At 44.8% G+C, this 26578-nt stretch carries 15 protein-coding genes; all 15 read right to left on the reverse strand.

Going from position 1 to position 26578, the window contains the following annotated elements; translation table 11 throughout:
• Positions 1–14 precede the first annotated feature (14 nt).
• Positions 15–1283 (reverse strand): MFS transporter, encoded by a 1269-nt coding sequence (locus BLS49_RS17495; protein ID WP_091233591.1) that lies wholly within the window; start codon positions 1281–1283, stop codon positions 15–17.
• Complete coding sequence (locus tag BLS49_RS17500) at positions 1280–6034, reverse strand: non-ribosomal peptide synthetase (RefSeq protein WP_175471458.1); 4755 nt, start codon at positions 6032–6034, stop codon at positions 1280–1282. The genes BLS49_RS17495 and BLS49_RS17500 overlap by 4 nt, the downstream gene beginning before the upstream one ends.
• A gap of 650 nt (positions 6035–6684) precedes the next feature.
• Positions 6685–8112, reverse strand: a complete 1428-nt coding sequence (locus BLS49_RS17505) for an MFS transporter (RefSeq protein ID WP_091233599.1) — start codon at positions 8110–8112, stop codon at positions 6685–6687.
• Positions 8113–8130: 18 nt separating this feature from the next.
• Entirely contained in the window at positions 8131–8769 is a 639-nt protein-coding gene (locus tag BLS49_RS17510; protein ID WP_091233604.1) for a cysteine hydrolase family protein, read from the reverse strand.
• Positions 8770–8799: 30 nt separating this feature from the next.
• The gene (locus tag BLS49_RS17515; protein WP_091233607.1) at positions 8800–9846 is read right to left on the reverse strand and encodes an ABC transporter substrate-binding protein; all 1047 of its coding nucleotides are present in this window, start codon (positions 9844–9846) and stop codon (positions 8800–8802) included.
• A 22-nt stretch (positions 9847–9868) separates the two neighbouring features.
• Positions 9869–10750, reverse strand: a complete 882-nt coding sequence (locus tag BLS49_RS17520; protein ID WP_091233609.1) for an ABC transporter permease — start codon at positions 10748–10750, stop codon at positions 9869–9871.
• A gap of 39 nt (positions 10751–10789) precedes the next feature.
• Positions 10790–11569, reverse strand: a complete 780-nt coding sequence (locus tag BLS49_RS17525) for an ABC transporter ATP-binding protein (protein ID WP_091233612.1) — start codon at positions 11567–11569, stop codon at positions 10790–10792.
• Positions 11570–11718: 149 nt separating this feature from the next.
• The gene (locus tag BLS49_RS17530) at positions 11719–12093 is read right to left on the reverse strand and encodes a Na-translocating system protein MpsC family protein (protein WP_091233616.1); all 375 of its coding nucleotides are present in this window, start codon (positions 12091–12093) and stop codon (positions 11719–11721) included.
• Positions 12094–12312: 219 nt separating this feature from the next.
• Complete coding sequence (rbsK, locus tag BLS49_RS17535) at positions 12313–13245, reverse strand: ribokinase (RefSeq protein WP_091233617.1); 933 nt, start codon at positions 13243–13245, stop codon at positions 12313–12315.
• Positions 13246–13857: 612 nt separating this feature from the next.
• Positions 13858–15483, reverse strand: coding sequence for an MDR family MFS transporter (locus tag BLS49_RS17540; protein WP_091233620.1), 1626 nt, complete (start codon positions 15481–15483; stop codon positions 13858–13860).
• Positions 15484–15501: 18 nt separating this feature from the next.
• Positions 15502–15936 (reverse strand): MarR family winged helix-turn-helix transcriptional regulator, encoded by a 435-nt coding sequence (locus tag BLS49_RS17545; protein WP_091233622.1) that lies wholly within the window; start codon positions 15934–15936, stop codon positions 15502–15504.
• A gap of 311 nt (positions 15937–16247) precedes the next feature.
• Positions 16248–22703, reverse strand: coding sequence for an Ig-like domain-containing protein (locus BLS49_RS17555; protein WP_175471459.1), 6456 nt, complete (start codon positions 22701–22703; stop codon positions 16248–16250).
• An 89-nt stretch (positions 22704–22792) separates the two neighbouring features.
• Complete coding sequence (locus BLS49_RS17560; RefSeq protein WP_091233632.1) at positions 22793–24847, reverse strand: beta-galactosidase; 2055 nt, start codon at positions 24845–24847, stop codon at positions 22793–22795.
• 27 nt (positions 24848–24874) lie between these two features.
• On the reverse strand, positions 24875–25681 hold the full coding sequence (locus BLS49_RS17565; protein ID WP_091233635.1) for a carbohydrate ABC transporter permease: 807 nt from the start codon (positions 25679–25681) through the stop codon (positions 24875–24877).
• A complete protein-coding gene (locus BLS49_RS17570; protein ID WP_091233638.1) occupies positions 25678–26553 on the reverse strand; it encodes a carbohydrate ABC transporter permease in 876 nt (291 codons plus the stop codon). Before BLS49_RS17570 ends, BLS49_RS17565 begins: the two co-directional genes overlap by 4 nt.
• Between the last annotated feature and the right edge of the window lie 25 nt (positions 26554–26578).

Below are 26578 nucleotides of genomic sequence, written 5' to 3' on the forward strand. Positions count from 1 at the left end.
CCCCGTCTCCTTTATCAATCGTACTTACGCAATGCCTTCAAGAAATACACACATAACGCTGCAACTAGCGTTAATGCCGCTCCATTGATCAGCAGTACAAGGTCAGCGCCATATAGATCAGAGAAAACGCCTGACAGAATAATTCCGAAAGGAGTAGCGAGACTGGAGAGCGATCCAATCGTCCCGAACACCCTTCCCTGATATTCGCCGTCCACTTCTGTTCGTAGCATTACCGTAACGATCACTGTGCCGATAGCGAGAATAAATCCAATAAGAAAAACAAAGGGAATTGCAAAATAAACATGGTGAATGGTAGCAAGAAGCATTAAATTGGGCCCAGCCAGCAGCATCGCCAGACTTACCCACATTCCACGGCTAGCAAGTTTCCTGCCCATAAGTGAGACAAGGCCCGCGCCTGAGGCATATCCAATTGGAATGATCGCCTCCAGCATGCCAAATTGCCATGGGGTTGCTCGCCAAATCGTCACGGCTAGCACTTGAAATACCATCATCGAAGCTACAAAAAACACCATAATCGAGGGCAAAAGGATTGAAACCGAACGGGCAATGGAATGTTTCTGGATATACGAAAGCCCATGCTTGAAATCCGTCCAGAAGCCCTTCTTTTCCTCCTCCAACCGCTCTGGGCTTGGAAAGGAACCGGACAGTAGCACACAACAAGCCGAGATACCGAAGGCAACGCTAACCCCTATCACCGATGCAGGTCCTCCAAAAATGGCCGCTGCGGCCCCCCCGAGCGACAACCCGACAAGACGCGCCAGTGTATCCGTAATTTGCATTAAACCCGTTGCACGCTGGATGTGGTCCTTTCCTACGATATAAACCAGCGACGAGGCAAAAGCGGGATTATGAAATTGAGAGGCCGCACCAATCATCGCGAGCAGTCCGACAAGCAGCCACCACACCTCGACGCCACCATAAGTTACGACAACGGCTACTCCAGCTATCAGCAGCGCCCGGAGAATATCCATACTAAGCATGATCATCCGGCGATTATAGCGATCAGCGAAAGTACCTGCAATACTTCCAAGGACGAAGCTGGTTATCATTTGAATGAGCATGATCGTCATCATCGCCTTAGCACTGCCTGTTGTCGATAACACCCAGTAGCCGATCACGATGGAGTGGAAGCCCTCGCCAATAATCGATAATGTACTTCCCGCATAGATCCACAAAAATGTCCTGTTGTGCAAAAGCGGTTTTGAAAGTGATTGAATGACGTCTTTCTGTGATTGAGTAGCTGCCAGTGTATCGGAGTTCATTGAACACGCTCCTCAATGGCATGAACGATATGCTGGAGCTCCGTTAGGAACATCTCCGTCAATCGATCGATGGTGGCAGCCGTGTGCACTTCAGTACTATAATTCCAATCAAAGGTCAAACGATTGCTTTCAATCGCGCAGTTAAATAGCAAGAAATTATTACGGACTAAGTCACTATAGAACGCACTTACATCTGGATAAGGAACTTTCTTACTTACAATGCTGTTGTCTTGGCTGATATCAACCGAATTCATTCCTCTGAAATTGAAATTGATCTGCGGTTCAGGCATGCTCGCGATTTGATGCCGGATAATCGGGTCCGGATGATAATAACGGAGCAGCCAATAACTGTTGTCATGAGGATGGTTGGTATATTGCTCCTTGACTTGCAACAATTGTTCCAGAATCGATGCATTGGGATCGATTTCGAATTTAACCGGGATCATCGTTGCCATCCAACCCATCGTGCGGGATAAATCCAAGTGTTTCTCATACAAACACCTGCCGTCTTCAAACACATTCAATACAAGCGTTGGCTTGCCGCTCCATCGGTAATACATCCGAAGGAATGCCGTAGTTAGAATATCGTTCATTTGCAGTCCTGCTCTGCCTATATGCCCCAGCAATTGCACTCCCTCGGAAAAATCGCAGCTATGAACGACTTCTTCGTAAGACCAGCCCACACATTGCCCGTCTCGATCCCTAGGAATTTCGTAGTCCCTTGCTACTGGAGACTTCCAATAATCGATTTGCTTTAAGCACGCCTCGCTCTGCACATAACGAAGCATAGCCTCGCAAAATTCCTTAAACGTTGATGTAGCAGCCGGAAGCTTAATAGGACTTCCTTCAGTCTGCTGTTGAATCAGCATGGCAAATTCCTGCTCAAATACGGACATTGAATGCAGGTCATTCGTAAAGTGATGCATAAAATAGGCGATCTCGCTCCACTCACCGCAGTCGAATAAATGGAAGTAAAACAACGATCCTCGTTTCAGGCTTACATTCTCCTCCAAGTTCTCAATCAGACTGGACATCAGTTTTTCACGATCATCAACATCCAAACCGCTGACATCACTCCATTCAACAGGAACCTCGTCTTCTGGAGATACTATCGTCTGCACCCATCCGTTCTCAGTCTGCCTGTACCTTAGCAGAAGAGCATCATGGCGATTCATTAAAATCCGCAAGGAGTCCCGCACCGTCTCGGGAGCGAGCCGAACAGGAAGCTGTATCCACTTTTTCACACCAAATCGATGCTTATAAGGGTCATTTTCAAAAGAAAGACTGTATATGACATTGGGATGAATTGGTAACTGCCCAGCCGATATCTTAGCCGGTTCTCTGTCTTCGTCTGCAAGTGCGATAACCTCGGCAAGGGTTTCAATCGTTTGGTACTTAAACAGATCAGATGTGGATACCTTGTAACCATGCTCCGAAAGCTTCATATGCATCCCGATGATATGCATGGAATTGCCACCCATATGAAAGAAGTTGTCTCTAATACCGATTTGTTCAACACCGATCAACTCCGACCATATCGCAGCAATCGTCTCCTCCTTTTCATCTCGCGGAGCAATATACGATTTCTGGCCTCGTCCATCTTGTACTGGTTCAGGCAGCAATCGGCGATTTACTTTGCCGTTCTCCGTTAATGGCATGCATTCCAAGCTAACAAAATACGAAGGAACCATGTAACTTGGCAGAAATCCAGCCAAATAGTCTCTTAAATCATCTGTCCGCAAGGCTGCCTGTGAGGTAACATAATATGCACATAATTGCTTTTGTCCGTCTTGTCCCAAATAATCTGTTACGATCGTTTCCCTGATCGCCGGGTGCTTCAGCATTTTAGCTTGAATTTCCGCTATTTCCACGCGATAGCCTCGAATCTTGACTTGATGATCAAGTCTGCCCAGAAACTCGATGTTGCCATCTGGCATCCACCTCGCCCTGTCTCCGGTCCGGTACATCTTAGCGCCTGCAGTGTGAACAAAGTGATCTTGAATGAATCTTTCTTCGGTCAGTGATGCGTTCGTATATCCCGATGCCAAGCAATCACCACCGATATATAACTCTCCCGGGACATGAACTGGACATGGAGAAAGACGAGAATCCAAAACATAATATCGAGCATTCTGAATCGGACGTCCGTAAGGAATACTGACCCATTCCAGCTTCACTTCTTCAATCGGAAAATAATTCGACCATACCGTCGCCTCCGTTGCTCCTCCGAGTCCAATCACTTCTACGCCCGGAAAGAAGCGCTGCAACACGTTTGGAAGATTTAGCGGTATCCAATCTCCGCTCAGAAAAATCAACCTTAAGCTGCTATGAGTCAATGAAAAATGCTCATCTTCCAGCAGCGGTGTAAGCAGTTGTAGTGCTGCTGGAGCGGAATCCCAGAGTGTAATATCTTCCTCCTCCAGCATCCTCAGAAGTCTATCCCCTCGGCGGACGTCAGTTTCTCCAACCACTCGTATCGAACCTCCGGCTGCAAGCAAACCAAAAATATCATATACAGACAAATCAAAGCTAAGCGAAGTAATGAACAGAACACGATCCTGTTCCGAAATACGGTATGTGCGGTTTACCCAATCGATCAGATTGATGACAGGTCGATGCTGTACTACAACACCTTTTGGCACTCCAGTCGAGCCTGAAGTGAATATTACATAAGCCCGATCATCGGAAGTAACCGTGCTGCGGACAGGCTCTTCATCCATTAAGCCAATATGGTGTGCGGACCAAAACCGCTTATCGGGTTCTTCCGTAAGAGAGGAAGGATTTCTATTTAATTCCGTCTCAGTCACTATGCTCTGCTTATACAGAATGACATCCATTCGGAACCGTAGTTCGTTGACAATTTTCTGCGGATTTCGCCGGACTAGCTCGAAAGATACCAGATGCTCGTTACAATCCATCACATACCGGAAAAATGACTCATTAAAATATAGCTCTGTGTCTATATTTGTACGTTGTCGTTCACAAATGCCATGATCACGGCGATGTTCTTCCAGGGATTCGCGGAATCGTTCCTTCTGCATGAGATCAGGCAAATCCGCCAGGATCAATACGCCGCCTTGTCGAAGCATGTTCAGGCATTGCCGGATGACGTCCTGCGTATATACATAACCCGGGAAAAAATGCGCCGTACTCGCAAGCAAAATGAGATCGAACTCACCTTCGACCACCTTCTCCGTCAGTTCATGCGCAAATCCATTCAGAAAAGTCGTGTTGTTCAAACCGAGCCGTTCTGCCTGTTCCCGGTTGAGTGCAAGGGTCGATTCGGAGGGGTCCATTCCGACAACCTCACCAGCAATCTCTGCTAATTCGAATGCAATTAGCCCTGAGCCACAACCGATCTCGAGCACTCTCGAAGCCGAATGAAGATGCGGTATAGCCAGCCCTACGACACGCTGCACATATTCCTCAACCTCCTCTTCAGAGAATGGTTCACCATTGTAGCTGCTGTAGAATCCTCCGCGAGTCACCCGGTCCACACCTGTTGACGAGAAGTGATCCCATAATTCACTGACCGCTTGGACATCGATTGCTTCTGACGATAAATGCTCTTTCATTGCATCCACCACATAAATTTCCTGCAAGCAAGGAAGTTTCCAAATCATCTCGGATAGATGAGGGATGAAGACCTGCTTCGTAATGATATGGCGAATATTCAAGCTCTTTACAATGTGTTCGACCCTGGATCGCGGCAAGGACGGTTCCATCGGAACGTAAGCACCGCCTGCCTTAAGCACGGCCAATACGGCAGTTATCATCTCTTCCGATCGATCAACCACCACTGCAACATGATCGCCGGGAACAACGCCTCTATTTTGCAGCAGTCTGCCCAGCCGATTCGATCTACTATCCAACTCTGCGTATGTAGAGCTGCCTCTGTCATGAATAATCGCGACCCGATCCGGTACCCGTTTAGCGGATTCTTCAAAAAGACGGTGCAGCATCTGCGATTCATCATACTGTCTATCTGTATTGTTAAAAGTGTATAGCAATCTATTGCGTTCTTCTGTGCTCAGGAGCTGAAGCTCGTCGATGTTCAATTTGCTATTTTGGACAATCTGTCTTAGCAGGTACGAATAAGCTGTGAAATACGCTTCGATAAGCCCAGCCGAATACTGCTCGGCATTATATGCAACATTAAGCTGGATTTGTGGATCATCTCGAGCAATGGTTACGGTCAGATTAGGCTGATATTTCAATAGGAGTGCTCGCAAGCTTTCCTGTTCGCCATGAAGCTGTTCCATTGCGAACAGAATAGGTACAGGCCAAGGATTTTCTCCGTTCTTGCCAAGCAAGCTTGCAACATGTGTGAGAGGGTAGTGTTGATGCATGTATCCGTGGGTCAACATATCGCGGGATTGCATTAGCAAATCCTGGAACGTCATTCCTTTGTGAATCGAAATTCGGTTTATTATACAATCGTTAGTTTGAGCATCGTTTGATGGAAGGATAGGGAGAGATAGTACTATATCTTCATGATCGTTGTATTTGTGAAGCATGCATTGAAAAGAAGCTAAGAGCAAGACAAAGACCGACATTGAACTCGATTTCCCCATTTGCAACAGACGAAGCGCTGTCTCCTCCTCAATCGCAAATGAAGTCTCCTTCAGGGTAAATTGCGACTGCTTCGGATAAGGTGACGGCAGCTCTACCTGCTCCCATGGTAAGGACAAAAGATCCATCCAATACTGTCTGGACTCTCCAGCTATATCTCGTTCTAAAAAATTTTTCATTAATGTCCCCCTAACATAAATCATATAAATACATGGTTTGACAAAAAGGAGCAAAAAAGCAGCTTTCCACCCTTTCGTTAGGGAATGCCTCAAATCACGCGCAAACGTTTGCATTATAGAGACAATATAGTCATACAAATAATGTATATACATTCATCAGTTTCTAGTTTCAGTATATTTTGGCTCATGACTATAGTCAATGATCATTTGTTCATAAGAAAATATGGTATTTTATTCTAAAAAAGTCCCATATTCAACCGTTTATGACAGGACTTTATAACTAAACCAACTACGTTTAGTTCAATTGATTTCTCTAATTCTATTACCATAGTCTTGTAGTCAAACTACGATTTTCTAGACAAATATAGCTTTCTAATTCACTATATTCCAAGATGATTGGAAAAACGAGAAGCATGATAATTCATTTATGCTATATATTTCAGTTGATTTCCTCACTGTATAAGCCATTTGGCAGATGCTGTTGTTTGGGAATTTTTACCTAGTATAAGAATTAATGGTTGATTCCCGAGGTTTAAGGGATGGCAAGATTTTCGAGTCACCTGACGGGGATAAATGAAAACAGATTAGTGATCAAAATAAAAAGAGAGATGCATTCCTGAGCATGCAACCCTCTTTTATTTTACAAATCGTTAAGATGACATTGTTTCCTCATGGCGGTAGCGTTGTTTCGTAAAACGAACTGTAAGTAGAAGGAGAACCAAAGAGAACACAACCAAGGTCAAGCAAATAATGAATACAGCACGAAAGCCAACCAAACTAGCGCTCACTCCCCCTCCCGTTCCACCTACAAGCAAAGCGCCGCCTGCCGCCGTACCGAACATCATACCAAGATTACGCGAAAGAGCGAGTAGACTGCTAATCAGACCGAGATGCTCACTTTCCACCCTTCCCATCACAAGGCTGTTATTAGGCGACGTCACCATGCCCATGGAAACACCAAGCAGCACAATTAGCACAATCAACAGAAAAAGCGGATAAGACGGATTCAGAAAACCTAGAGCCGCCAGCACACCGCCCATCATTAATAATCCCGTTGCCAATAACGGAACGGAACCCAGCCTGTCCGACCAGCTTCCAAAAATAGGCGATACAATGATTAACGCAAGAGGATACCCCATCATAATAAATCCAGCCATCGCCGGAGAAATCCCCATCTCGCCGCGAAGAAATACCGGCAAAACAAGCTGGGACGAGAAAGCCGCCATATAAGTAACTACGGTAATCAAAATTCCAGTATTCATTCCCGCATCAATAAATAGCTTCAGTTCAATAAACGGTGCAGGGCGCATTCCCGCCGTATGTTCCCCATTCCATCTGGAAGAGAGACACCAAGCAGCAAACCCTGCCGCACTGGATGCAAAAAGCAGCAGGAGCAAAATTACTGCGGGGGATTGCCACCCCCACAAGGAGCCCAGATTGACAGCAGTAACCAAACCAGTCAGTGAAGCAGCGAATAACGCAGCACCAGCAACATCGATATAACGTGAGGCCTCTGGCTTATCCTTCGGTATGAGACGCTGAGCGGACACCCAGGCAATAGCCGCGATTCCAGCTAATAGCCAAAAGTTCGTTCTCCAAGAAAACCATTGGATCAGCAGGCCACCGAGACTTGGACCCACCATGGAGCCTGCAGCCACAAATGTACTGATCAGACCCAGTGCCTTCCCCCGTTTCTCGGGCGGAAACACCGAGACGATCAGCGCCATATTGGTTGCTTGATACATGGAAGCCCCAATTGCTTGCAGAACCCGAAAAGCGATCAGCCAGCCGAGTGAAGGTGCAAAAGCACAGCACAGCGCACCCAGCGCAAAGCTGAAATAACCGATATTATGCACCGTTCGTCGGCCAAAGGTGTCTCCTAGTCTTCCCATGATCGGCAGCAGCACAGAAATTACAAGCAGATATGCAGTCACAACCCATTGCGCCAAGGCGATCGGCACCTCGTAATCCCGTGCTATGTCTACCAAGGCAATATTGAACATACCCGCAGACAAGTTAGATAGAAACGCCCCTGTACAGATGATGTATTGAACCAACGCACGGGTTTTGTTATTCATCTTAAATTTCACCAGCTTCTACAGTATATTTCCCATAGGAATCCCAAGCTCTCGCTCCCACAAAGACACAATGCTTATGGCATCCGTCACCTCGCCGAAATAACCTGCAATATTTTCAATGGTCATCTCATGAGCCTGACGCGAATAGGAAGCGCAGGCATCACTAAGCAATACAACATGGTAATCCAGCATAAAAGCATCTCTTGCCGTAGACTCTACACATACATTCGTACTGACTCCCGCGACGATCAATGTTTCGATTTTCTGGCTGCGCAGCACTGAATCAAGTCTAGTGTTGATAAATGCACTGTAGCGATGTTTGTTAATTATGATTTCGCCTGGCTCGGGAGCAATTTCAAAAAAATTCGCCCCCCAGCTTCCAACGCGGCATACTTTCCCCGACTTACCGGATGAACGGGTTTTCCAAGCCTCTGAATCAGTCGCCTCCTCATGAAAAGTCTGTACGAAAATGATCGGTACTTTATGCTCTCTTGCTGCAGCCAGCAGTCGATGCAAATTAGGCATCATACCGCTCACGCCACTCACATCATTCCCTACCATAGCCATCGCTCCATCAGGATGGCAATAATCATTTTGAACATCCACTACCAAAACCGCCGAATTATTGTTAAGCAATTTGCGCTCTAGATTATTCACCGACATTCACCTCGTAGTAGTTTTTGTAAGTCATTGTTTATTGGAGTGATTTACAAATTGCATGTCAACCAGTTGATCGTAAGAATAATTCCCTGTATAAATACCGGTTTTGATCAGCATATCCATATCCTGTTTTACTGCATCCTCACTAATAGAACCATCTACGCTCCACAAATTATCCTCATAAGCCCGATCCAAGGAAGCCTGGACTGCGTTCTCAGACATTGTTGGGAATTCTGCCTTCATATTTTTCATAGCTAGCTCCTTATCATTTTGGACCGTTTTAAGCGCCTCAATGATCGCATCCGTAAACTTTTGCACCGTCTCAGGGTCCTTCTCTATCGTCGACTTCTTCACACTAAGTACGGAATAAGAGAAATCACCGAATTCATGAAATTTGTAAAAAGGCTCTCCCCATACCCCCTTCGTAATACCCTCACTGATGAGCGGTTCAGCTCCGTTGCCAATATCCGCTGCCCCTTGTTCCACCATCGTAACCACGGTCGAGGCGTCAGACGGCTCTAGCAAAGTAACATCCTTCTCTGGGTCTAATCCCAGATTAATTAGCAAATATCGTGTCAGCAGGTTCGGAGTTCCACCATGACGTCCCGCGTTGATTTTTTTACCTCTAAAAAACTCCTTAAGGTCCTCATATGACATACTTTTCGGTTCAAGTCCCTTTTTAGCTACCAAATATACATTGGCGCGATTCACCACATTTACTACCGAGACAATCGGATCAGAGCTTTTGTTATTAGCAAGCGCATTCGAGTCCGTTCCACCGATTACACCCCATGCATCACCGCTGACAACCGCAGTCACGTGAGCACCGCCTGTAGCTTGAATAACCTCCACTTCCAGCCCTTGTTTCTCAAAATAACCCTCACGCTGAGCCAAATACAGTGGCAAATATCCTGTAGAGTGAACCGGCTCGGCTATGACGATTTTCTTAAGCTTCCCGCCATTCGCCGCTGCGTCCGCCGTCCCTGCAGTCTCCTGCTTATTGCCACAGCCGACGAGCAAGCCGCCAACAAGACCTAGGGATAACATGAGTTGCAATGCCATTCTTTTTTTCATACACAATTCTCCTCCACAAAAATTATCGTACTCCTAATCCTTTGGACAACCATTTTTCTATCAGAACTACCCCCCAGTACATCACCATGGAAAGCACAGACAAGACAACGACACCTACCCAGACGAGATTGATATCCAAAATCGTGCCCGCATACATAATCATTCGTCCGACTCCTTGACTTGATGCTATAAATTCACCAACAATAGCACCTGCGAGGGCCAGTGCGATGTTGATCCGTAAGCTGCTGATGATCCATGGCATCGACCATGGAATGACGACCTTAGTGAACACTTGCATCCTTTTGGCACCAAGCGAATACATCAGCTTTTCCATGTCCGGATCAACACTTTTAACCCCGCTATAAGCAGACAAGGCTGAAACTACGACCGTCATAGAAAAGGCCAATGCCACCTTGGAGAAAAAACCGATCCCCAGCAAAATAACCAATACAGGTGCGAGAGCAAGCTTCGGCATGGCATTAAGAATGATCAGATATGGCTCACTGATGCCTGCATAACTTTTCGACCACCAAAAGGATAGCCCAAGCAGCGCTCCGAGTAATGTGCCAAACACAAAACCGAGTATAGTGGAGCCCGACGTATATGCGATATCCCCAAGCAAAGTCCCCTCATTGATTTGAAGCCAGGTAGTTTGAAGAATAGCGCTTGGACTGCTCCAGTAATAAGGATCAAGCAATCCGATGCGGGTAAATATCTCCCAGATGACAAACAGCAGTACAGCCACAGCGAATCTACCCCAACTAATCAAGCGAGCTCTTTTCCGATTTACAGCCTCCTCATCATGGATCAGCGGAGCTGACTCCGACTTTTTTGTTTTTGCTGCTTGCGCCGACTCCACAGTCAATGGATGAATAACAAATGCTGACTTCCGTACAGTTTCCATAAACAAATCCCCTCCTAGTAATATCTGAATGCCAATCCATTAAATCGCCTGTTCTTCCTCATGCCCTGCGGATAGCTGGTCCATCAAAAGATGCTTCAGCTCCATAAAATCAGGCGAGGTCATATCCTCTGTTTTCCGCGGACGTTCCATCGTTACTGTAATTTTTGTCTTCACCCGTCCAGGACGTGATGAAAACACATAAATATCATCTGACAGATAAATAGCTTCATCGATATCATGAGTAACAAACAGCACCGTTTTCCCGAAATCAGTCCAGATTTGCAGCAGCCAATTCTGCATGGTCAATCTCGTCTGTGCATCTAGGGCCCCAAAAGGCTCATCCAGCAAAATGATGTCGCGATCATACAGCAGTGTTCGCAGCAACGCCGCACGCTGCCGCATGCCACCGGACAGCTCCTTCGGATAATGCTTATCAAAGCCTTTAAGTCCGTATTTTTCTATCAAAGGTAAGGCCCGTTCTACTGCTTCCTTGCGCGGAACTCCCCGCACCTCCATGCCTAGGATGATATTATCCAGAATTGTACGCCAAGGGAGAAGCATATCCTTTTGCAGCATGTAGCCAACATACCCCGTTTTACCTACAATATTTTGGCCGTCTGCAATAACCTCTCCCGTTGAAGGGGGTACAAGTCCAGCAATAATATTGAACAAAGTCGATTTCCCGCAGCCACTGGGACCGATAATGCTGACGAACCTTCCCTCCTCAATCGTCAGGCTCGTCTCTTGCATGGCCGGAATCTCTTGACCGTTTCTGCGAAACCATTTGCTAACCCCGGAAATTTCAATTTTATGCTGCATCGACTGCATCCTCCTTTTAATTGCAAGTTTAAAAAGTATTCGTTAAGTGATAAATCTTTTTTGGATATAAAAAATCGTCAGCTCAGTCCTGTAGACGCATCGTTACGATACGTTCAAGGGCCAAACTGACGATTAACCAGCTCTCTATACTAGAGTTCCAGCGATTCCTTCAGATAATGCTCCACATCGCGATCCAAAACCACGATCGTACCGGAAAATTCGGTCTCGGCATCGTAATCTTTGAGTACAGCGACAATATTTAATTGAAATTTACGTTCGAACTCCGCTTTAAGCTCCCGTTTGAAAATCTGAAACAGGAGATAATCGAGCTGCCTTGTAGAAGAAGGATAATCCTCATCCAGCAGCTTCAGTACCGGAACCCGCCCATTCAACGACATAATCAAAATCTTGTTTCCGACGAAATCCACCTTTTGCTGTTTTACACCCACGTTAAAAATTTGCTTATTTATCGCGTTGTAAATCCTCAAAATTTCCTGTTTCAATTCGCCTGCATTCATTACCATGCAACACACCCTCTCATTATGTTAAGTAACCTATCACAGAAATGGGTGTGACGTGTAAAAACTTTAATCTTGTGTTTTATTATATGCTAAAACATAGGCTTGTCAATATATTTATGTAAATAATAATAACACAAAACCATAGATTATAAGAAATATATAACATATATATGACACAGAATCGAATTATACATTTGGTGGTACACCTCTTTAAGAGCTAGGTCAATTCTTGTTACGCTGTTCAGCCGCAAAACACTGCACATCTGCCTCCGCAGGCATTCCCGCCTGAGCACCAAACTTCGTTACAGCCAGCGCGGAGACGAGACCGGCATAATCAACCGCCTTATCCAAGCTTTTACCCTGAGTTACAGCTATTGCCAAACCTGCGTTATAGCAATCACCTGCTCCCGTCGTATCAACGGTGGGTACTTTATATCCTGATATCATGCGAACCTTGCCATCATCACTCAAGTAAGCAGAACCGCTCGCCCCAAGCGTTGTAACGACATGGTTTGCTCCCATTTTTTTCATGCGTTGCATAGCTGTCTCCAACGATTCACCCTCCGCATCTATTCCCGTATATCGGCTTAGCTCTGAGCGGTTTGGCGTAATGTAGTCAACATAGCTAAATATTTCATTCGGTAATGGTTGAGCTGGTGCGGGATTGAGAACAACTATCTTACCTAGTGATTTAGCTTTTCTTGCAGCGTGCAGCACGGTATCTACCGGAATTTCAAGTTGCAGAAGAACGATATCCGCCTGCTTCAGCTTATCTTCGTTCTTATCGATATCATCCGGCATTACCTTGTAATTCGCACCGGGAACAACAACAATGCTGTTGTCACCTTCTGTAACATAGATTGAAGCCACACCTGTTGTCATATTCGAAATACAATTTACGCCTGTTACATCGACGCCATCATCTCGCAGGGCATTTAGCAGTTCCTGACCGAAGGCATCGTCACCAACCGCTCCGATCATCGCCGTCTCTGCCCCAAGACGTGACGCTGCAACTGCCTGATTCGCCCCTTTTCCACCAGGGATGAACCTGATTCGTTCTCCAAGCAACGTTTCTCCTACCTGCGGGGATCGCTCCGTTTCAACCACGATATCCATATTCAAGCTGCCTATAACGACCACTCTTGGTTTGTTCATGTCCACACGTCCCTTTCTTAAAATTTCGGATTCAAAGTTAACGTCGAATTACTGGCTATCAGCTTAACGTGAGGATTGCAGATCGAACACAGTAGAGGGAAAAATTTCCTTTATTTTCGAAAATGAGATGATTTTAAAGAAAATAGAGGAAATATTTTCCTTTATCCTTACTGAAATTGCCCTAAAATACGAAAAATTAGCGTTTAGCACTAAAATAGAGGAATGAAGTTCCTTTATTTTATGATCTTGAGCGAATCCTGATGGAATAGGGGAACCTTTTTCCTTTATTGCTACCGAAGTGCTGAGATAGGCTGAAAACGCCCAATTGGAGCCCATGATGCTTCTGTTTAACACGACACGAGCCTAATCACGATTACTTGTGGCATACTCTTTATTTTCGTATAAAATGACAGGTTTTTATCAAGAAAATGCTCTGAAGCAGCAATCTCGAGAGAAAATTCCTGCATATTTCAGGCTGTTGCTTACTGTTATAGCGCCATACAATTCGCTTCACATCCGGATATCAAAATACGCAAATGAAAAACCCGAAAGCCCGACAACTTCATAAAAGCGTCCATCTTTCGGGTTTGTTTTTGTGGAACTCAATCCTTTTTATTCTTCAACCCCGGATGTTGCCAACTTGGCTTCTCCGTGAGATTGTGCACTTTTTGCTGACTCCTGATTTGTTGTACGGAGAGGAATCTCCTTCAGGAAAAACACGAGCACAAATGCAACCACAAGCACAAGAGTACCTGTCAAGAATACGTGAGATAACGTGGTGCCAAGGATATCTCGCATGCTCGCAATCAATTGTTCAAAGACAGGCTGTATTTCTGTTGGCAAACTAGCTTGTGTCTGCTCAATCAACGGCTTGTTCATTAATGTCTGCGGATTCGCAAAGGCAGCTATTTGTTTCGCAACAGTTGGATCTATGTTACTTAAATTCGGAGCATCGGGAGACTGCATAGCTTCTTTCAGGTTTTTACTGAGACTGTTGGCCATTACTGTACCCATCACCGCAATACCAATCGTCCCCCCTAAATTTCGGAACAATTGCGAGGATGCTGTAACGACGCCAAGCTCCTTATGTGGCACTGCATTTTGTGTAGCTAATGAGAATACCGGCATGCCAAGTCCCAATCCTACGCCAAACACGCACATGCTCAATACTGCCAACCAGATGTCATTCATAAATACCATCATGGCCATACCTATAATCATGATCGGAACCCCGATAATAGCATAACGTTTGTACTTGCCTTTTTTAGAAATAATTTGACCAACGAATGCACTTGTAACCACCATAAAAATGGACATTGGCATCGTCACATAACCTGCATAGGTTGGAGAAATGCCAAGCACACCCTGAACAAAAAATGAAATATAGATCATAGCGCCCATCATACCGAAGTTCATGATAAAGCCGATCAAGTTAGAAATAGTTACTATTCCATTTTTAAATAAATGCATCGGAAGAATTGGATTTGATGCTTTTAGTTCAACCAGGACGAAAATAATCGCTGATACAAGCGTTCCGGCCAGAAGTCCGAGAATTTGCGCTGAACCCCAAGCATATTGCGTACCTGCCCAAGAAAATGCTAATAGAAGAGGTACGATCGTTGTCGTCATTAACAATGAACCCAAGTAGTCAATGCTTTCCCCCGGTTTACGTTCCACTTTAGGGAATAGCATCATAATCATAACAAATGCAACAATACCAAGCGGCAGGAAAATCCAGAACAGCCAATGCCAATCAAGATGATCTACCAAATAACCACCAAGTGTCGGACCAAGTACGCTGGAGAAACCAAAGATCGCACTCATAAAGCCCATCCATTTACCCCGTTCACGTGGTGAGAAAAGGTCACCTACAGCTGTAAATGCTGTCGATTGAATAATACCGGCACCAATACCTTGAATACCGCGATAAGTAATAAATTGAAATACATCATTCGAAGTACCCGTCAAAAAGGCCCCGACCATAAACAATAAAATACCTATTAATAGGAATGGTTTCCGTCCAAATATATCAGACAGCTTGCCGACCAGTACGGTTGCGATTGTTGAAGTCAGTAAGTAAATATTAATCGTCCAAGTATAGTATTCCATCCCATTAAGGATTGAAATAATTCTCGGCATTGCCGTACTTACTATGGTCTGATTAATCGCTGCAAAGAACATGGCAACCATAATAGCAATCATGATTGTCATTTTGCGTTTTTGTGATAAATGCTCCATAATTTCTCTCCATTTCCTTTACTCGTTGTTTTCTATATTTTTAAGAATTGTTGAAAAAACACGTCTCAAATGAAGGATATCCTCTTCTTCCAGCTTGCTAAAAATCATTTGAATCGTCTCTTTCTGACTCTCCAAGATCTGTTCAATAACGGCTTCTCCTTGTTCGGTAACCGTTATGATAACAACTCTACGATCGTTCTCCGCACGCTCTCTGGAAACATAGCCCTCTGCCAACAATTTATCCGTAATCCCTGTCACTGCCGCCGATGTTATGCCAAGTGCGTCTGCTACCTCAGACACTTTAAGCGGACCCTGCTTCTTAAGGTAGTGCAGCATTTTAAATTGCGGAAAACTTACCTTACTATCCCCCTTCTTATTCCATTCATGTGAAATACCTTTCAGTAGACTGCGAAACATCGAAGCTACCTCAAATAACGCCTCTTCCTTGACCAATCTTCTACCTCCTCAAGCAGTAGCCTGATCGTATTACTTGTTAATTTCCTCAATGGCTAATGCAATTCGCTATTTATTTAAATATCTTAAATAATTAGTTGTTAATTATTAAAGTATTTATTAATATATACTTATCAAATCCACTAGTCAAGTGGACTTTAAAGGCTATGCAACCCATATTCACTTCGCATACCATTTCGCCTTTCGCAGGTATTCCAGCTAGATCGGGATTGGTCATTCCCGTGACCGGACTTTCACCAGCCAGAGAAAACACAAAAAAAGGCCGCCCACTGGGCAGCCTTTAAAATTGCTTATAGATTCAATATCTCGTAAATAACTTTCGCCGCTTGAGCTCGGGTTGCGAGTCCTTTTGGCTGGAATTGACCATTGCCAACACCTTGAATGATTCCTTTGTCATTCATTGAATGGATAGCATCTTTTGCATATCCGGAAAATGCTGCTTCATCTGTAAAGCCTGTCTTGCCGATCGCTACATCATCTAGCAATTTTGCAGCCATCGCGGCACGGTATACCAAGACAGCCATCTCTTCTCTAGTAATTGTAGCGTTTCCGTCGAATTTACCATCGCTTCTTCCCGTAACGATTCCCAATTGCTTCGCGATAGAAACTGAAGCAACATACCATGAGTCCTGAGGTATATCTGTGAAATCGCTGCCGTTATTCGTTCCTTTCAAATCTAAAGCGCTTATAAGCATATGAACAAATTGCGCGCGAGTAATCGCTTGATTCGGGTTAAACAATCCTTCACCCGTACCTTTGACAATCTCTCTGGATGCCAACGATTCAATAACATTTCTAGCCCATTCTGCTTTTCCAAGATCATTAAAGGAAATAGGTGCGTTTAATGCAACATAAGCTCCTTCTTGATTTGGTGTGAAGGCTACTACACCATTGTTAGCATCATATTTCGCCTTCTTCACGAGTTCTAGCTTACCTTCAGAAGTAATATGGTAAACAACGACCTGATGAGCCATTTCGCCATTGCTCAAAGCATATGGCAGCAATATTGTCGACATTTGAGCAGCCTCAGAATTTGCCAACTTCTTGCCATCAAGGCTAATTTCAAATCGATATGCCGTTTTACCGTTCAATGCACTTTGAATTTCAGATGTGCTCGCAGTTCCTTGCGCAGGAGTGATGCTCAAGCTAAACTCTAATTGACCTTTAGCACCGGACAAGGCATCCTGCAGCTTGTCATTATCCAGCTTCAGAGTAACTCCGCTCGCCTGAAGCAGAACCTCTTTAATATTCACAGAAGCATCTTGAAGTGGGCCAACTGGAATAGATAGATTAATATTTTGTGCCTCACCTTGCTTTGCTGCCACTTCAATAACCAAGGTCTGATTGTTGTTAGATTTTATTGCCTGCTCCAAATCCTTCACAGAAAGCTGAGCATTCACTGCACCATTCTTGTCAACTCCAGCATTTACTGCGACATGTCCATCTTTTAGTGTCGTAGTAGTATTGCTGCCCTGTTCTTGACTGGAACTGCCGCTACTCGATGAAGGGCTGTTCGTCCCTGGGTTTGTTCCTGGATTTGTTCCTGGATTTGTTCCTGGATTTGTTCCTGGGTTCGTTCCCGGGTCTGTACCCGGATCTGTTCCGGGGTCAGGTTTGCTTGCTTGAGTTTTAGCTCTGACGGCTTCGGACCAATCAGACAACCCTGCTTCATTCAACGAACGAAGCTTATAGAAATAAATTGTATCGTGTGCTAGATTCGTATCCTCATAATGAGTATCAGGAATGTCTGTCAGATTGATCTTCACGAATTCATCGTCCATGCTGTTTGCGCGATATACAGCATATGTCACGGCACCAGGCGTTATATTCCAGTTCAAGGTTATCGAGCTGCTGCTCAATGATACCGCGGTGATTCCTTGAGGTGCTCCCGGAACAATGTCTTCAGATTCAGTCGTAACATTAACAGCCTGAGATGGAGCCGATTCCCCGGCACTATTCACTGCTGTTACCTGATACGAGTAAGCAGTCTCAGGCAGTAAGCCTAAATCCTGATATGCAGGCTCTGTTACTGGTGTATCATTTAGAAGAACAAAGTCCCCATTTTCATTACTTCTGTAAATGTTATATCCCGCCGCTTCAATCACAGGCTCCCAAGATAAATGTATCGACTTTCCATAAGCTATTCCCTGAACCTGCTTCGGTGCAGCAGGAATGGACAACTGATCCACTACACTCACTGTCAGGCTTTGCTCGAACAAATATCCGACGGATAAGTTTTTATATGAATCAACATACACTGTTATTTTTGCTTGTCCTGGTTGATGTGCTGTAATTACACCAGTATCACGGTCTACTGAAGCAATTTCAGGTGCATCGGATTCCCAATAGATTGGTCGATGATCGGCATCAGCCTGGAAGACAGAAACTCCCAACTCTAGTGTGTCCTGATTTACCAATGAGACAATACCATTTTCCGGGATATGAACACTGTCTTTGCGGTACAATGAAATTCCTTCTACAATGACAGGTGTTTTAATACCTATACTGACTGACTTTGTTAAACCGCTAGCAGTCGTAGCAGTAATGGTTATCGGCTTAATCTCACCGTCAACACCGCCATATTCCTTTGTTACCACCGTAGCCTGACTTCCATTGCTGATTATCTCTGCAACAGTTGGATCGCTGGACGTCCACACGATATCCTCATTTACAAACGAAGGCTTGATTCCTGCTGTAAGCTCAACTGAATCCGTTGTGACCACTTTAGCCGGAGCATTGCTTATTTCAACAGATTCTGCTTTAGTTACGAAGCTGCCTTTTGCTGTAAATTCAGCAATACCAGGCCATACTGTTTTGCCCTCTTGCTTAGTTTCATGCATGGCGACACGAATAAATTGCGCTTTTGTTCCAGACGGCAAAGCATCAGTAACTTTTACATCATCGCTGAATACGGTAGAGTGATTCACAATCGCAGTGTACGTTTTACCGTCATCCGATACCTCGATGCTGTACTTCTGTTTTCCCCAGAACTCCATATTAATCTGATTGATTTCTGCCATTTGACCTAAATCAACCCACCATGTATACGTTCTGCCTGCAGCAGGCGAACCTGGAGACCATGCCGTACTCCGATTACCGTCTATCGCATCCTGCGGAGGATTTTTAGCGTACATGTTGCTTGTCCCTGTCACCTTGTTTTTCTGCAATTCGTCAGAAACCTGCACCTGTGCCTGGGCTGTGAATCCTCCGTCTTGTGTAGTTACTGTGATCGTTGTTTCCCCTGCTTTTTTAGCCACAACATAACCGTCTTGTGTTACGGATGCGATGCTCTCATCTGAAGATGTCCAAGTGACATTCGGATTGTCGGGAGCCGCTGGCTGCAGATTGGCTTGAAGCTGCTCGTATTGACCTGCAACAAGGCTGAGTTCGGTTTTATTGAGTACGATTCCCGCAACCGGAAGACTATCTGCAACGACAACCTCTACAGATGCACTAGCACCGCCATCCGCAGATGTCACCGTCAATGTTGCCGACCCGTCAGCAACAGCAGTCAGAACACCATCACTAACCGTAAATACATTATCGTTACTGGAAGACCAGAGCAGCGATTTATTTAAAGCATCCTCCGGTGTAACTGTGGCTTTCTCGGTATGAGTCGCACCCGCTCGCATTCTAATAAGCTGTGATTCCAGTGTAATAGCTTCAACTTTTACCGGAACTATAGTTACTTCTACTGTATCATGAACAGCACCTTTATCAGCCGCTGCTGTAATGGTCGCTGTGCCTGCTGCAACGCCTGTTACTACTCCTTTATCATTGACCTTTGCGATAGCTTCGTCGCTGGAAGTCCACTGTACCTCCGGGAACGAAGCATTGTCAGGAAGGACCTTTGCTCCTAACTGCTTGGTACGGCCAATAGAAAGCTCAAATTGCTCGGAATCAATCTCAACGCTCGAAACGTCTATCTTTGTTGCATTCAGCTTAAATTGATACACTGCATGACCGTCTGCAGACGTAATCGTGATATCGGATTCTCCTTTATTGTGCACTATCAATGTAACGTCATTCGTGATGCCACGCTGTTGGATTAACGTCCCCGGATTGCTGGTTTCCACAGCTTCCCCGAGGAAGCTGGCTACTTCAGGATTAGAGGATTTGTAAATCAAACGATTATCAGTAGCACTATTTGTTATTTGTGCATTAATCTTGATTTGATCTCCTACATTGCCTATTACTTGCTGATCGGCACTGATTACAGGCTGTGTTACTTGTATAGAATCAGCCAGTACTGGAGCGGTTACAATGACATTGCGCGAAGCTGTAAAACCTCCATCTACCGTTGTAGCTGTAATAGTCGCCTGACCTGCCTGAACGGCAGTAACAATTCCGGAATGACTCACCTTTGCGATCGATGGGTCACTGGAGGTCCATTCCACATTGGTATACGCAAATTGACCCGCTGGAGCAACCTCAGGAATCATCTTGTCGCTGTTGCCAGCAATCAGAGTCAAATCTCCACCAGGCAATGCCAAGCCTGACACCGCTGTTGGCTTAACCTCATAGCTTGCCGAGATCGGATTATGCGAAATTTTTCCGCCTAGCGGCTTGGACACTGCTTTTCCCCGCCACAAGTAGGCATAAGTACCATCAGACGCATGTCCGTCATACGTAAACAAAGTACGGTTATCTACTGTATTTCCGTATTCGGTTGTACTTCCTCCAGGAATCCATGGGCTATACCATTCGCTATGCCCCTTCCCTTTGGTAATCCATTCCGCCGCCCAATAGAAAAAACCTACTTCAGCGTTATTTGGATTGGGTACATCGCGAATCGTCTGCATATACTCAATCAACCAGTTGTATTGTCCTCGTTGTGAGGTTTCGTAAAAAGGAACATATAATGCAGAACCATTCTTGGTAGGGTCTTTATCATCTCTCGTGAAAGAATAACCTGTCTCAGAAAAAATAACGTCTTTACCTTTCCATTTGTCGAAATTGTTGCTCATCATGGAATATATATTGCCACTATCACGGCCGCCGTACAAAGAATAAGCTTCTCCATCCCACTTCATACCGTTGTTCAGGTTTTTGGTATACCAATCATTAGAGGTTTCCGGCTGATAGCCATTATTTAAGTGGAAAAATCCTTGCGTAGTTGGAGATGCATCCTTCATAGCCTGATAAGAAGCGTTGACCAGCTTGGCAAAGCCTTCTCTATTCGTAGAATAAATCTTTCCTTCAGGCCATACGATCCCACCATTTTGCTCATTGCCCAATTTAACAGAGTCAGGAGCTACTCCTGCGTCAGCTAATGTTTTGATAAAATCATACGTGTAGTTGTACATTGAAGTCTGCAATTGATCCATGCTTTGATTAAACCATGCCAATGGCTTATAAGCCTTAGCTGCACTCATCCAGTTGTCACTGTAGTGAAAAGAGACTTCAAATTTCATATGATGCTCTTTGGCACGTTTGCCAATGTCGAGAGCCTGTTCCTTACCGAAAAAGCCTGGAATCATCTGTAATGGTGTCGATACTCCTGTGCCCAAATAAGCGAGATCGTTCTGGTAATTCATGTTCACGCTAATCTTTGGAAGATCTTCACGTTTACCATTTTGATAGTCGTTCCATACCTTCTCATCGTATATGTAATTACCGGCTTCTACAAAAAACATAGACGTAACCGCATTAACACCACGATTTCGCATAATGTCGAAGAAATCCTGCTCGACATTATTTGCCTTGTAAACGCCACCATATTGCTCTACCACATTTAAAAAGGAGACGTCTACTCCCTTGACAACCGTGTTATCCATCTCAAAAAGATCGATACTGTCCGCATACCCATAGCCATTTCCTTCCGAATTACGCTCCACATAAATTGTTGCTGACGTCTCGCCGGCTCCTGTACGGAAAGCAAGTGACAGCAGCGAATAATCAGTGGTAGCCAAAGGTGCTGTATTGGATTCGCTTATACCTGATACTCCGATCCGAATCCGGTCGGCTTCATTGTCCACTTTAGCTCGTGTTGTTACAATGTAGTCTGTGTTCGGCTTGACCGTAACGGTCTGTGCAATCCTAGAGCCCGTGTTCATTTTTATAGCGTATTGACCTGCATCAACTTGATCTGTGATGATTGCAGTGTCACCGGTGGTGGTCCAGAAATCCGCAGTACCTGATTCAAAGCCCCAGTTTTGAAGCGGATTGTTGTCTGAAAACTCCATATAAAACTGTACATCATCAATTTCAACGTTCATACCCGCTTGATTGACATAAAGACCAATCGTAGCTTGACCGTTATAGACCAATACATTTCGGATTACGACCTGAGTCCAGCCATCTGCATTAGCAATCTGGTTGATATAAGACCGCATCGCAGGGCTGCCCGTATTTTTAGTTTCCAAATATGCTGCCTGTGATGATGAGTTTGGTGAACTTGTACGTACATTGGCAATCAGAGTGTATGTTCCTTGCTCCAAGTTGCTTAAATCCTGATACAAACCCGCGGCTGGACTATCAAAGTTCCCGGCGTTGGTCCCCTTTACTACAGCGGAAAAATCTCCTTGGCTTCCACCGCTCTGCGTACTCACAGACCCTCCATTATTTATTACCTTCCATCCCTCCGGAATGCTGTTAGCGCTTCCATTAATCTCAAAGCTTGAGTTTTCCAGAAGACTTAAACTGCTTGCCTGAGCGGTTCGACTGGTTGGTCCCCAAATAGCCAGCGAGCTGAACAGCAAAGTGCTGCTAAGCACCATTGAAACTACTTTTTTCATTCGTTTCATTGTTAAGACAATCCTCCCCATCTAGATGTTATTTATACTATAGGCTGAATCAGCGGTAACACCGCCGATCAGCCTATTAGTCTAATCTGTTAATCTAAATTGCGCACTGCCACGAGCACATCATATGCCTTCAGATTCCATGTAGTATTCAATTGCTCCTTGCTTGTTACAGCTTGCCATTCTGAGCCAAAAGGTGGCATAACAGCCAGCTTGTCTGTAAAATTATGAACAAACAGATATTCTGTCTTTTCATTAGAGCGAACTGTAGTATATACTCCTTCAGGCAATACTGATGCGACAGGCCTATACAATTCTATTGAAGCTGCCAAATCATGATAGAAATCATCGTAAAAGACTTCTTCAAAATGGCTGGATACATAATAGGACGTACCCTTTCCATACACATGTCTGGTTAGAGCCGGACGACCTGCATAAAAATCGTCATTGTAAAGCATCAAAGCTTCGGCACCTTTCAGATGCAGTAAATCACAAAGCTTACTGCAGGAATAAGTGCCTGCAAGAGAAGCACACTCCAAGCCTGCTATATGCTGAACTACCTGTCCGGCATTATGCTCATGATCATACAAGCCATCAATTTCCTCGCTGACGACACCCATCACATCAGTCAATTGATGCGGAGCTTCACCCTGGAACACCAGATCGTTCTCGTTCACAATCCCGCTCCAGTAAGTCAACACCAAGGTTCCTCCTTGCTCAACAAAGGCGCGAAGCTTGCGTTCAAATCCGCTGCGCAGCATATAGAGCATAGGAGCAATCACTATTTTATAGCCGTCTATATCACATTCCATATCCACAAAGTCCGTCGTAATGCCCTGCTTCAGCAGCGCTCGATAATGTGACTGAACTTCTTCTATATAACCCATGTCTTTATTGCGCGGACCTTGTGAATCCTCAATAGCCCATTTGTTCTCCCAATCATATACGATGGCTGCTTCTGCATGACAATTAGTAGCTGCAACATCAGACAGCTTCTCCAATATACTTCCAAGCTCAGCTACCTCTTTAAATACTCTCGTGTCCGAGCTGCCGTCATGGGATACAACTGATCCATGGAATTTCTCACTGGAGCCGCGGCTTTTGCGCCACTGAAAATACTGCACTGAATTTGAACCGTGAGCCACCGCCTGTAAGGAAGACAAAATATGCATCCCTGGCTTTTTCAGCTTCGAAACGCTCTGCCAGTTGGTCATACTAGGTGAGCTTTCCATTAGCAAAAATGGCTGACGCTTGATCGACCGCATAATATCATGATTCATCGCAACGTCTACCGCAATATCAAAATCCGATTTCTTATGCCAGGTCGGATAGTTATCCCACGATACAATATCTATTGCATCCTTGAATTTGAAATAATTCAAGCCATTGTAGTAATACATGAAATTCGTAGTAGCCGGCAGATTCGGATTAATAGATTTGACAACAGCAATTTCATGCTCCATGAAATCAAGCGTTTGATCCGAAACGAATCTTCGCCAGTCCAAATTCATACCATGCGTCGCATTTTCTCCATGCGGTGCAGGGGATTCAATCTGTGACCAATCGCTATACGTATGACTCCAGAACGTAGTCCACCACTCTGCATTCAGCTTGTCTAGTGTGCCATACTTCTTTTTGAGCCATTGTCTGAACGCTTCCTGGCACAAATCGCAGTGGCATTCTCCGCCGAACTCATTTGAAATATGCCACAGCTTTACGGCTGGATGACTTGCATAACGTGCGGCAAGCCCCTCATTTAGCAGCTTGATTTTTTCACGGTAGATGGGAGACGTATAGCAGTGGTTATGTCTCGCTCCGTACAGATTTCGATGCCGATCACTCGAAACCCGCAGCACCTCCGGGTATTTTTGCGCCATCCATACCGGACGAGCGCCGGAAGGTGTCGCCAGGAAAACAGAAATTCCATTCTCATACAGCGAATTGATTACACCATCCAGCCATTCCCAGTTGTATTTTCCTTCCTCAGGCTCAAGCATAGCCCAAGAGAAAATACCCACCGACATGATGTTGCAGCCGGCCTTCTTCATCAATTCAATATCCTGCTGCAATACCTGCGGATCATGAAGCCATTGTTCCGGGTTATAATCCGCCCCGTGCAGCAATCCATTTGTAAATTGTGTCAACATGTTAGTCTATCACCTCGGGTTGTTAGGTTACTTCACTGAACCGAGCATACCTTGAACGAACTGCTTTTGTAACAGGAAGAAAATCAGAACCGTCGGCAGCGTCGTTACAACGATGGCAACCATAATAATTCCGTAATCCGGATTATACGAGGACGCCAAGGATGAAACTATAAGCGGCAGTGTTTTCTTGTCTTGCGTTTGCAAGGCAATCAATGGCCACAGGAAGCTGTTCCAGTAGTTCATAAACGTAATGATCGCTGCTGCTGCGTAAGTCGGTCTCATCGTAGGCATGTAAACACTTGTAAACAAGCGCCACTCGCCTAGTCCGTCTACTCGTCCCGCCTGCAAAAGCTCGCGCGGGAATGATTTTGTATTTTGCATGAAGAAGAAAATCATAAACGCCGTTGTAATCGTAGGCAGTATAACCGCCGATGGCGTATTGAGCATTCCCATCTGGCTAAACATACGGAACAACGGAATCATAACCGCCGCAAACGGCATCATCATAGACAGCATGAGCAGGCCAAACAAACGATCCTTGCCTTTGGTGCGATAAATCTCAAATCCAAATCCGGCCATCGAGCTTAAAATCAATGTGCAGATTGTACCCACAACCGCAATGACTGTTGAGTTCCAAAAGGCTTCTCCCAGATTGGTCATGTCCAGCAATTTCGTTACGTTATTAGATAGCTCCGAGCCGAAGCTGAACTTGCCCTTCACAATTTCGGAGGAGCTGTTCGTCATGCCGATCAGCATCCAAACAAAAGGAAACAAGGAAACCACAGATGCTAAAATCAGAAACAGATGAATACCTGCTGCAGACATTTTCCTCATTTCTTTTCACCTCCCACCTTAAGCTGAAGAAATGCAAGCACGGCAACCATAATCACAATTGCATATGACACTGTTGCTGCATATCCAAAGTTAGGCGTATATACAAACGACAAGTTGTAAATGTACTGGGATATAGTCATCGTGGAGTTGCCCGGTCCGCCGTTCGTAATGTTAACGACTTCATCAAACAACTGCAAGGTACCGTTCGTCGAAATAATTGCAGTAAACAGAATAATCGGTTTAAGCATAGGAACCGTAATGCTGAAAAACTGACGTGTCTTTGAAGCTCCGTCAATCGAAGCCGCTTCATAGACGCTTGGATCGATATTTTGCATCGCTGATAAATAGAAGATCATATTGTAACCTGTCCAGCGCCAAGTAATCGCTGCGATAATAACCACCCGTGCCCAAACCGGGTCCATGAGCCAGGCAACTGGCTCATGGATCAAATGAATTGACATCAACATCCGGTTCAGAATTCCGTCTACTGCAAAAATGCTCTTAAAAAGCACAGCGTAAGAAACGAGCGAGGTTACACATGGAAGAAAAATAGCGGTACGGTAAAATCCTTTGAATTTTAGACTAGGCATGTTCAGGAAATACGCTATTACAAGACCCAGCATAAGCATGATAGGAACCTGAACGATCAGGTATAGCAAAGTATTCAGTACAGCCTGTCTGAACATAGGATCGGAGAACAAGCGACCGTAATTGCCTAGTCCAACATAATTGTACACATTCCCTTTACCGGACTGAAACGACAACAACAATGATTGAATCATAGGATAGAAGCTGAACAATAGGATTAGCGCCGAAGGTAATATGACGAACTGCCATCCCATGAGATTTGATTTATTCCATTTACTGCTCATTTCTTACCACCTGCTAACTTTAGAT

Origin of the sequence: Fontibacillus panacisegetis, from assembly GCF_900102215.1 — a bacterium.
Lineage (GTDB): Bacteria > Bacillota > Bacilli > Paenibacillales > Paenibacillaceae > Fontibacillus > Fontibacillus panacisegetis.

Excerpts from the sequence above, each read along its gene's own strand:
- BLS49_RS17530 (WP_091233616.1), bottom strand. The coding sequence starts at position 12,093 with ATGGTAATGAATGCAGGCGAATTGAAACAGGAAATTTTGAGGATTTAC.
- BLS49_RS17540 (WP_091233620.1), bottom strand. The coding sequence starts at position 15,483 with ATGGAGCATTTATCACAAAAACGCAAAATGACAATCATGATTGCTATT.
- BLS49_RS17570 (WP_091233638.1), bottom strand. The coding sequence starts at position 26,553 with ATGAGCAGTAAATGGAATAAATCAAATCTCATGGGATGGCAGTTCGTC.
- BLS49_RS17565 (WP_091233635.1), bottom strand. The coding sequence starts at position 25,681 with ATGAGGAAAATGTCTGCAGCAGGTATTCATCTGTTTCTGATTTTAGCA.
- BLS49_RS17555 (WP_175471459.1), bottom strand. The coding sequence starts at position 22,703 with ATGAAACGAATGAAAAAAGTAGTTTCAATGGTGCTTAGCAGCACTTTG.
- BLS49_RS17500 (WP_175471458.1), bottom strand. The coding sequence starts at position 6,034 with ATGAAAAATTTTTTAGAACGAGATATAGCTGGAGAGTCCAGACAGTAT.
- BLS49_RS17560 (WP_091233632.1), bottom strand. The coding sequence starts at position 24,847 with ATGTTGACACAATTTACAAATGGATTGCTGCACGGGGCGGATTATAAC.
- BLS49_RS17505 (WP_091233599.1), bottom strand. The coding sequence starts at position 8,112 with ATGAATAACAAAACCCGTGCGTTGGTTCAATACATCATCTGTACAGGG.
- rbsK (WP_091233617.1), bottom strand. The coding sequence starts at position 13,245 with ATGAACAAACCAAGAGTGGTCGTTATAGGCAGCTTGAATATGGATATC.
- BLS49_RS17525 (WP_091233612.1), bottom strand. The coding sequence starts at position 11,569 with ATGCAGCATAAAATTGAAATTTCCGGGGTTAGCAAATGGTTTCGCAGA.
- BLS49_RS17495 (WP_091233591.1), bottom strand. The coding sequence starts at position 1,283 with ATGAACTCCGATACACTGGCAGCTACTCAATCACAGAAAGACGTCATT.
- BLS49_RS17515 (WP_091233607.1), bottom strand. The coding sequence starts at position 9,846 with ATGAAAAAAAGAATGGCATTGCAACTCATGTTATCCCTAGGTCTTGTT.
- BLS49_RS17520 (WP_091233609.1), bottom strand. The coding sequence starts at position 10,750 with ATGGAAACTGTACGGAAGTCAGCATTTGTTATTCATCCATTGACTGTG.